The sequence below is a fragment of the Oerskovia sp. PE-21s genome (genome assembly GCF_056158145.1).
In genome coordinates this window covers 265,823-273,984 of record NZ_JBUXJM010000007.1, presented here as the reverse complement: position 1 = coordinate 273,984, position 8,162 = coordinate 265,823, and the positions used below count along the sequence as shown (strand labels likewise).

At 73.6% G+C, this 8,162-nt stretch carries 8 protein-coding genes; 7 read left to right on the top strand and 1 reads right to left on the bottom strand.

Features of this window, described 5'->3' with window-relative positions; translation table 11 throughout:
• Positions 1-143: 143 nt before the first annotated feature.
• The 7 genes from ACZDYF_RS15175 (at position 144) to ACZDYF_RS15145 (ending at position 5,239) form a co-directional block, all read left to right on the top strand.
• Entirely contained in the window at positions 144-893 is a 750-nt protein-coding gene (locus tag ACZDYF_RS15175) for a hypothetical protein (RefSeq protein WP_475058836.1), read from the top strand.
• The gene (locus tag ACZDYF_RS15170; RefSeq protein WP_191790149.1) at positions 886-1,191 is read left to right on the top strand and encodes a transcriptional regulator; all 306 of its coding nucleotides are present in this window, start codon (positions 886-888) and stop codon (positions 1,189-1,191) included. The genes ACZDYF_RS15175 and ACZDYF_RS15170 overlap by 8 nt, the downstream gene beginning before the upstream one ends.
• Before the next feature lie 62 nt (positions 1,192-1,253).
• The gene (locus ACZDYF_RS15165) at positions 1,254-2,255 is read left to right on the top strand and encodes an ABC transporter ATP-binding protein (RefSeq protein WP_475058832.1); all 1,002 of its coding nucleotides are present in this window, start codon (positions 1,254-1,256) and stop codon (positions 2,253-2,255) included.
• Complete coding sequence (locus ACZDYF_RS15160; protein ID WP_191790150.1) at positions 2,252-3,052, top strand: ABC transporter permease; 801 nt, start codon at positions 2,252-2,254, stop codon at positions 3,050-3,052. The genes ACZDYF_RS15165 and ACZDYF_RS15160 overlap by 4 nt, the downstream gene beginning before the upstream one ends.
• Before the next feature lie 209 nt (positions 3,053-3,261).
• Positions 3,262-4,212, top strand: a complete 951-nt coding sequence (locus tag ACZDYF_RS15155; RefSeq protein WP_475058829.1) for an SPFH domain-containing protein — start codon at positions 3,262-3,264, stop codon at positions 4,210-4,212.
• The gene (locus tag ACZDYF_RS15150) at positions 4,209-4,562 is read left to right on the top strand and encodes a type II toxin-antitoxin system antitoxin (protein ID WP_475058826.1); all 354 of its coding nucleotides are present in this window, start codon (positions 4,209-4,211) and stop codon (positions 4,560-4,562) included. Before ACZDYF_RS15155 ends, ACZDYF_RS15150 begins: the two co-directional genes overlap by 4 nt.
• 137 nt (positions 4,563-4,699) lie before the next feature.
• Complete coding sequence (locus ACZDYF_RS15145; RefSeq protein WP_475058823.1) at positions 4,700-5,239, top strand: hypothetical protein; 540 nt, start codon at positions 4,700-4,702, stop codon at positions 5,237-5,239.
• A 137-nt stretch (positions 5,240-5,376) separates the two neighbouring features.
• Here the strand turns inward: ACZDYF_RS15145 and ACZDYF_RS15140 are convergent, their stop codons facing one another.
• On the bottom strand, positions 5,377-8,037 hold the full coding sequence (locus ACZDYF_RS15140) for a heavy metal translocating P-type ATPase (protein ID WP_475058817.1): 2,661 nt from the start codon (positions 8,035-8,037) through the stop codon (positions 5,377-5,379).
• Between the last annotated feature and the right edge of the window lie 125 nt (positions 8,038-8,162).

Below are 8,162 nucleotides of genomic sequence, written 5' to 3'. Positions count from 1 at the left end.
GGGTTGCCTCCCCTGATCCACGTGGATCAGGGGCCTCAACTCACTTCTCGGCGTAGGGAGGCTCTTGCGCGCAGGCCGTACTCCTGGCAGGCTACAAAGTAGTTTGCAGCACAAACCACGATCCTCGTGGAGGAGGAGCCCCTGTGCCGGACCAGATGCCCGACCAGACGTCCGACCGGCCCGCCGGACCCGCCCAGGGGCCCGACGACGACCAGCCGCTCGACCCCGCCGCGAGCCTGCGCCTCATCGCGGCCCAGCAGGAGAAGGCCAAGGACGTCGAACCCGACGGCCGGGTCCTCTACGGCGTCTGGGGGCTGGCCTGGCTCCTGGGCTACACGACGCTCTACGTCAGCTCGCTGCGCTCGGCCGCCCCTCCCGCCACGGCGACCCTGGAGATCGGGGCGAGCGACGTCGTCGGGCAGCCCGAGCCCTGGGCCCTCCTCGCCTTCACCTTCCTCATCGTGGGCGCCGTGGCGATCACGATCGTGCACATCATGACCCGCGTGAGCGGCGTGCGCGGCGCGAGCGCCCGCTCGGGCGCGCTCTACGGCTGGGCCTGGTTCATCTCGTTCGCAGCCATGAGCATGGTCCTGGGCGGGCTCGCCCGCGCCGGGGCGAACCCCGAGGTCATGTCCCTCACGAGCAACTCCCTGTCGTGCCTGGTCGTCGGGATCATGTACCTCGCAGGCGGGGCCATGTGGCAGGAGACGCGCCTGTACGTCCTGGGCGTCTGGATCCTGCTCGTCGCCGGGGCCGCGACGATCGTGGGCCTGCCCGGCCTCTACCTCGTCATGGCCGCCGCGGGCGGCGGCGGGTTCCTGCTCATCGCGCTCGTCGAACAGGTCCTGCGCCTACGGACCCGGCGCCGGATCGCGGGAGGGGCTCGTGCCTGACGTCGAGCTCGACCCGGTCATCCACGCCCAGGCGCGGCTTCGCGTCGTCGCGACGCTCTCGGCGCTGGGCGCGGGCGACCAGATCGCGTTCCCCAAGCTCCGCAAGCTCCTCGACATGACCGCAGGCAACCTCTCGACGCACCTGCGCAAACTCGAGGACGCCGAGTACGTGACCGTCACCAAGACCCACGAGGGCCGCACCCCGGCCACCTACATCAGCCTCACCCCCCGCGGGCGCCGCGCCTTCGAGGTCTACACCGAGTCCCTGAGCATGCTCCTGAGAGGAGCCGGATCGTGACCAGCCAGCACTCAGCCGTCAGTCCGGGGCGGGCTGCCGCCGCGACACGAGGAGGCCCGGCCGTGCCGCACGGGTCCCTCGTGTCCGCGCAGCACGTGACCCGCCGCTTCGGCGAGGTCGTCGCGCTCGACGACGTGACCCTCGAGGTCGGGGCCGGGGAGCTCGTCGGGCTCCTGGGCCCCAACGGCGCCGGGAAGTCGACGCTGCTCTCGCTCGTGAGCGGGCAGCGCAAGCCGGACTCGGGCGTCGTGCGCCTCTTCGGCGGCGACCCGCGCGACGCCTCGTCCCGCCAAGGCCTGGGCCTCACGCCGCAGGAGACAGGCCTGCCCGCGACGCTCAAGGTGCGCGAGGTCGTCGACTTCGTCGGCAAGCACTACGCGAACCCCGTGCCCACGGGCGAGCTGCTCGAGCAGTTCGGGCTGTGGGACCTCGCCGGGCGCCAGACCGGGGCCATGTCCGGCGGGCAGAAGCGACGCCTCGCGGTCGCGCTCTCGCTCGTCGGGCGCCCGCGGGTCGTGCTGCTCGACGAGCCCACCACGGGCCTCGACGTCGGCGCACGCCAGGCGCTGTGGGCCGCGATCCGCGAGTACCACGCGGGCGGCGGGACCGTGCTCCTCACGAGCCACTACCTCGAGGAGGTGCAGGCGCTCGCGCAGCGCGTCGTCGTGATCGACCAGGGCGTGGTCAAGGCCGACGACACGCTCGACGCGATCCTGCGCCGCGTCGGGCTGCGGCGCGTGGTCGTGCGCAGCACCGCCGACCTGGGGACCGACCTGCCGGGCGTGGTGCGATCCGAGCGCGCCGCAGACAAGGACGCGGGGGAGTCCGGCGCCTGGCGCTACGAGCTGTACACGGCCGACGCCGACGAGCTGGTCCGCACGCTCGTGACGTCGGGCCTGCCGTTCCACGGGCTCGAGATCCGGGGCGCGAGCCTCGAGGAGGCGTTCGAGCAGATGGTCTCGCGCGCAGCACCCACCGACCACGGCGAGGCCGGGAGCCCTGCGGGCGCGACGCCGTCGGGCGCCCCGGACCAGCAGACCTCCGAGGAGGAGAGCGCGCGATGAGCACCCACGCAGCCACCACGACCCCGGGCGTGAGCGGGCGCCCGCCCAGCGCCGCGACCCTCACCTGGATCCACCTCAAGTACCAGTTCCTCGAGACCGTGCGCGTGCCCATCGCGGTCCTCGGGAACCTGCTGTTCCCTGCGCTCGCGATGTTCTTCTTCGTCGTGCCGCAGAAGGAGGTCGCGGGCGACCCCGTCGCGGCGACCACGGCCGTCGCGTCGCTCGGGCTGTTCGCGATCTGCTCCGCGAGCCTGTTCACCTACGGGCTGGGCGTCGCGGAGGACCGGGCGCTGCCGTTCGACCCGTTCCTGCGCTCGCTGCCCGCGGGCCCCGCGCCGCGCATGGTCGCGCGCATCCTCAACGGCGGGGTCTTCTCGCTGTTCGGGCTCGTGCCGCTCATCCTCATCGGGTGGCTCCTGACCGCTGCGAGCGTCACGTGGCCCCAGCTGCTCGCGGGCGTGGGGACGGTGCTGCTCGTGTCGGTGCCGTTCGTGCTGCTGGGCATCGCGATCGGGTACTCGCTCTCGGCCAAGGCCGCGCTGCCCGTGGTGCAGGTCATCCTGTTCCCGCTCGCGTTCGCGGGCGGGCTGTTCCTGCCGCCGTTCCTGTTCCCGCCGTGGCTCGACGCGATCTCGATGGCCACCCCGACGCGCGCCGGCCGCGACCTGCTGGTCCAGGCGCTCACGGGCGAGCCGGCGTACGCGCTCGCGTGGGTCGTGCTGCTGGGGTGGACCGTGGTGTTCGCGGTCCTGGCGGTGTGGGCTTACCGCCGTGACGAGGGCCGCCGCTTCAAGTAGGCCCCGCGTCCGCCCCCTCCGGGCGCCGAGCATGCGGTGGGCGTCGTGAATCCCGTGATTCGCGACGCCCACCGCATGCTCGCGCAGCGGTAACCGCATGTTCGGCGCCGACGGCGATGCGCACCTCGATTCCGTCCGCCGCGTTAATGTGATATCACTTTGATAGACGCGGGGCGCCCGGCACCCGTCAGCGACGAGAGGAACACGTCATGACCGACACCACCGTCCCCCCGCAGGAGTCCCTGGGCGGAGAGCCGAGCGGACGCCCCGTCGGGCACGACGGCACCCGCGTGGACGTCACCGAGCAACCCGCGTGGTCGCTCGGCGCCGGCGGAGGTGGCCTCGCGATCCTCCTCGTCCTCGCCCTTCTCGGCGGGTCGGTCCCCCTGTTCATGAGCAGCACCCCGGTCGGCACCCTGCTCGGCGTGGTCGCGATCGTGCTCGGCCTCCTCGCGCTCACCGCCGTCAAGGTCATCAACCCGGGCCAGACGCTCGTCGTCCAGTTCTTCGGCCGGTACCTCGGGACGATCCGCCGTACCGGGCTCGTCGCCACCGTGCCGCTCTCGACACGCAAGCGCGTGTCCGTCCGCGTCCGCAACTTCGAGACGAGCGAGCTCAAGGTCAACGACGCCGACGGCAACCCGATCAACATCGCAGCGATCGTCGTGTGGCAGGTGGCCGACACCGCGAAGGCGAGCTTCGCCGTCGAGGACTACACCGACTTCGTCCGCGTCCAGGCCGAGTCGGCGCTGCGTCACGTGGCCATGTCCCACCCGTACGACGACGCCGAGGCCGGCGAGCAGTCGCTGCGCGGCGCGACGGAGGTCGTGTCGGCGGAGATCGCCGCGGAGGTCGCCGCACGTGTCGTGGTGGCGGGCGTCGAGGTCATCGAGGCCCGCATCTCCAACCTCGCGTACGCCCCCGAGATCGCGCAGGCCATGCTGCAGCGCCAGCAGGCCGGGGCGATCATCGCGGCCCGGTCGAGGATCGTCGAGGGTGCCGTGTCCATGGTCGAGGACGCGCTCCAGCGCCTCGAGGCCGAGTCGATCGTCACGCTCGACGACGAGCGCCGCGCCGCCATGGTGTCGAACCTCCTCGTCGTGCTGTGCAGCGACAGCCGCGCGACCCCCGTCGTCAACGCCGGGTCGCTCTACTCGTGACCCCCGAGGTCCCGGCACCCGCCCCCGGCGGGTCGCCGGGGGGCGGCGCGCAGGAGCCCGACGGCGGAGCGGACGTCGGGCGTGAGGGTGCGCCGCGCGTGGGTGGGCCCGACGCCGGAGCGGACGCCGGGCGTGAGGGTGCGCCGCGACGCCCCCGGACCGACCGGAAGCAGGTCCTGCTGCGCCTCGACCCGGCGGTTCACGACGCGCTCGCGCGCTGGGCGTCGGACGAGCTGCGGAGCGTCAACGCGCAGATCGACATGGTGCTGCGCCGGGCACTCGACGCCGAGGGGCGGCTCCCACGAGACGTGCGTCCGCCGCGCCGCCCGGGCCGCCCGTCGGCGGACTGACCGGCACTCGCTGCCGAGCATGCTCGGGACCGGGAGCCGGGCCGGATGGGGAGTCCTCCCCGTTGAGCCGTCGGGGGCACGACTACTAGGGTTCCCAGGCGGTGGTCGTCGGACTGCCACGACGAGAGGTGGTTCCCGTGGCGTGGTGGGAGGACGAGAAGCCGAGCCTGGCCGACCAGCTCGCTGACACGAGCCGGCCGACGAGCCCGGCCTCGCGGTACACGACAGATCACTCGCGCAGCTGGGCGACGCTGCCCCTGTGGCTGCTGCTCGGGTCGGCCGTCACGGTCGTGGGCGCTGCCGTGCTCTGGTCCGCACGGTCGGGGGTGACGGTCTGCCTCGGCGTGACGGTCCTGGCCCTCGGCCTGTTCTACCTGAGCCAGTACGGGGTCCTGGCCTTCTACACCCTGCAGGTCGGTCGGCTGCGGGAACGGCGGACGGCTGCGGCCCTGGCGCACGAGCCCCCTCCGGCCCTGACCGACCACGACGTCCGCCAGTTCCACGTCCCCGTCCGTCCGTCCTACGCCGGTCCTGCCCGTCTGGGACTCCTGGACCCGGGGGAGGGGCCGACACCTCCGGCGATGCGCGTAGCCCGGATCGTCGGCGGGTCCTGCACGGCGGTCTTCATGGTGGGGGCGGTCGTGACGATCGTGGTCGGTTGGGCGTCGCGGTCCTGACACCCGAACCCTCCGCCTTCCCTCTCCGGTGCCGAGAACGAGGTTGAGGTCGCCATCCTCACGATGACGACCTCAACCTCGTTCTCGGCAGCCGGGGGCAGCCGGGGGCAGCCGGGGGCAGCCGGGGGCAGCCGGGTTCAGCCCGCTCGGCGCAGGCGCAGCGAGTTGCCGACGACCAGGACCGAGCTCATCGCCATCGCGGCCCCCGCGATCATCGGGTTGAGCAGCCCGGCGGCGGCGAGCGGGATCGCGGCCACGTTGTAGGCGAAGGCCCAGAACAGGTTCTGCTTGATGACGCGCAGCGTCTGGCGAGAGAGCCGGATCGCCGTCGCGGTCGCGCGCAGGTCGCCGCGGACCAGCGTGATGTCGCTCGCCTCGATCGCGACGTCGGTGCCCGTGCCCATGGCCAGGCCGAGGTCGGCCCCGGCGAGCGCGGCGGCGTCGTTCACGCCGTCCCCGACCATCGCGACGACCCGACCTTCGGCGCGCAGGCGTGCGACGACGTCGACCTTGTCCTGCGGCAGGACCTGCGCGATCACGTCCTCCTCCGCGATGCCGACCTGCCGGGCGGCGACCCGCGCCGCGCCCGCGTTGTCGCCCGTGAGGAGGATCGGACGCAGGCCCAGCTCGCGGAGCTCGGCCACGGCCTGGGCCGAGGTCTCCTTGACGGGGTCGCGCAGGACGAGGACGCCCTGGGCCGTGCCGTTCCAGGCGACGACGACGGCGGTCGCGCCCGTGGCCTCGGCCTCGTCGAACGCGCGGCGCAGGTCGGTCCCCGCGTCGTCAGTGCGGGTGTGGCCCTGAGGCCTCGCTGGTTCTGGCACGTCGAACGCGACGCCCTGCTCGGCGAGCCACGCCGGGCGCCCGACCAGGACCCGCTGCGCGTTGAGCGCGCCTGCGGGGGACAGGCCCGAGTGCGCGGTGCGGACCAGGCCGCTCACGCCGCCGCCAGGGGAGCTCACGAAGTCGAAGACCTGCGCGGAACCGATGACGACGCCGTCGGCCCCGGTCTCGACGGGCGCACCGGACGGGGTGTCGTCGACGCTCCCTGAGACTCGCGTCGCAGCAGAGGCGATCGCCTGCGCGATCGGGTGCTCGCTCAACCCCTCCACCGCGCCGGCGAGGCGCAGGGCGTGGTGAGCGGCGCCGTCGGGCCGTTCGCTCGGCGAACCGGCGCCAGCCCTCGCCGCGTCCGAGGACAGGTCGAGCGTGCCCTCGCGCGTGACCACGCGCTCGAGGGCCATGCGCCCCTGCGTCACGGTGCCGGTCTTGTCGAGCACGATCACCTCGACGCGGCGCGTGGACTCGAGGACCTCGGGGCCCTTGATGAGGATCCCGAGCTGGGCGCCACGTCCCGTGCCGACGAGCAGGGCGGTCGGCGTCGCGAGGCCCAGGGCGCACGGGCACGCGATGATCAGCACGGCCACAGCGGCCGTGAACGCGAACTGCGTGCTCGCCCCCGCGAGCAGCCAACCGCCCAGGGTGAGCACGGCCAGGACCAGGACGATCGGCACGAACACCGCCGAGATCCGGTCCGCGAGGCGCTGCACGGGAGCCTTGCCCGTCTGCGCCTGGCTCACGAGGCGCCCGATCTGCGCGAGCGTCGTCTCCTCGCCCACGCGCGTCGCCCTGACGAGCAGGTGGCCCGAGGTGTTGACGGTCGCGCCCGTGACGTCGTCGCCGGGCGTCACGTCGACGGGCACGGGCTCGCCCGTCAGGAGCGAGGTGTCGACGGCAGAGCTGCCCTCGACCACGACGCCGTCGGTCGCGACCTTCTCGCCCGGACGGACCGTGAACAGGTCGCCCTCGCGCAGGGCTGCGACGGGCACACGCTCGGTCACGCGCTGGCCGTCGGGGCCGGTCCTGACGCGCTCGGCGTCCTTGGCGCCCATCGCGAGCAGGGAGCGCAGCGCGTCGCCGGCCTTGCGGCGCGAGCGGTGCTCGGACCAGCGGCCCGCGAGGAGGAACGTCGTGACGACGGCCGCGACCTCGAAGTAGAGCTCGGGCATGGCGCCGAGGGCACTGTGTGAGCGCTCCGGTACGAGCGACACCGACATGCGCATGCCGATCTCGCCCGCGCCGCCCAGCAGCAGGGCCCACAGGGACCACAGGGTCGCGGCGACCACGCCGATCGACACGAGCGTGTCCATGGTCGAGGCGCCGTGGCGGGCCGCGCGGAAGGCGGCGGTGTGGAAGGGCCACGCACCCCACGTGACGACGGGCAGCGCGAGGGCCGTGACGACCCACTGCCAGCCCGGGAACTGCAGGGCAGGGACCATCGACAGCAGCACGACCGGCAGCGTGAGGACCGCGGCGACCTTGAGGCGGCGCCCGAGGTCGGCGCCGCGGTCGCGCGTGGGGGCCGAGGTGTCGGTCGCGGTGGGCGCGGTCCCGGCCGCCGCCGGGTCGTCGGAAGCCGGGTCGTCCGAAGCCGGGTCGTCAGAACCAGCGTGAGCCGGGGGACTCGCTGGTTCTGACACGACGGCGACAGGTTCGGGCGCAAGCGCCGCCCCGACCGCGGGTACCGCCCCGACCGCAGGCGCAGCCGCGCGACGCCCCGTGACCCGCGCCTGGTAGCCGGCCTTCTCGACGGCAGCGACGAGCTCGGCGTCCGTCACGCCCTCGGGGAGCACGACGTGCGCGCTCTCGAGCGGCAGGTTCACGGTGGCCTCGACGCCGTCGACGCGGTTGAGCCGCTTCTCGACGCGCGCGACGCACGACGCGCACGTCATGCCCTCGATCGCGAGGTCGACCTCGACGAGCGTCGGGCCGGCGGTCAGGCCGGTGGGGGTGGTCATCGGTGCTCCTCGACAGTGTGGTGCGACCGGCGGTTCTCGCCGGGTGGGGTGCTCCGTCGCGCCCGCGGCCCGCGGCCCGCGGTCGGCGGGCGGTGGGTGCGGTCCGAGCGGTGCCCGACGACGGA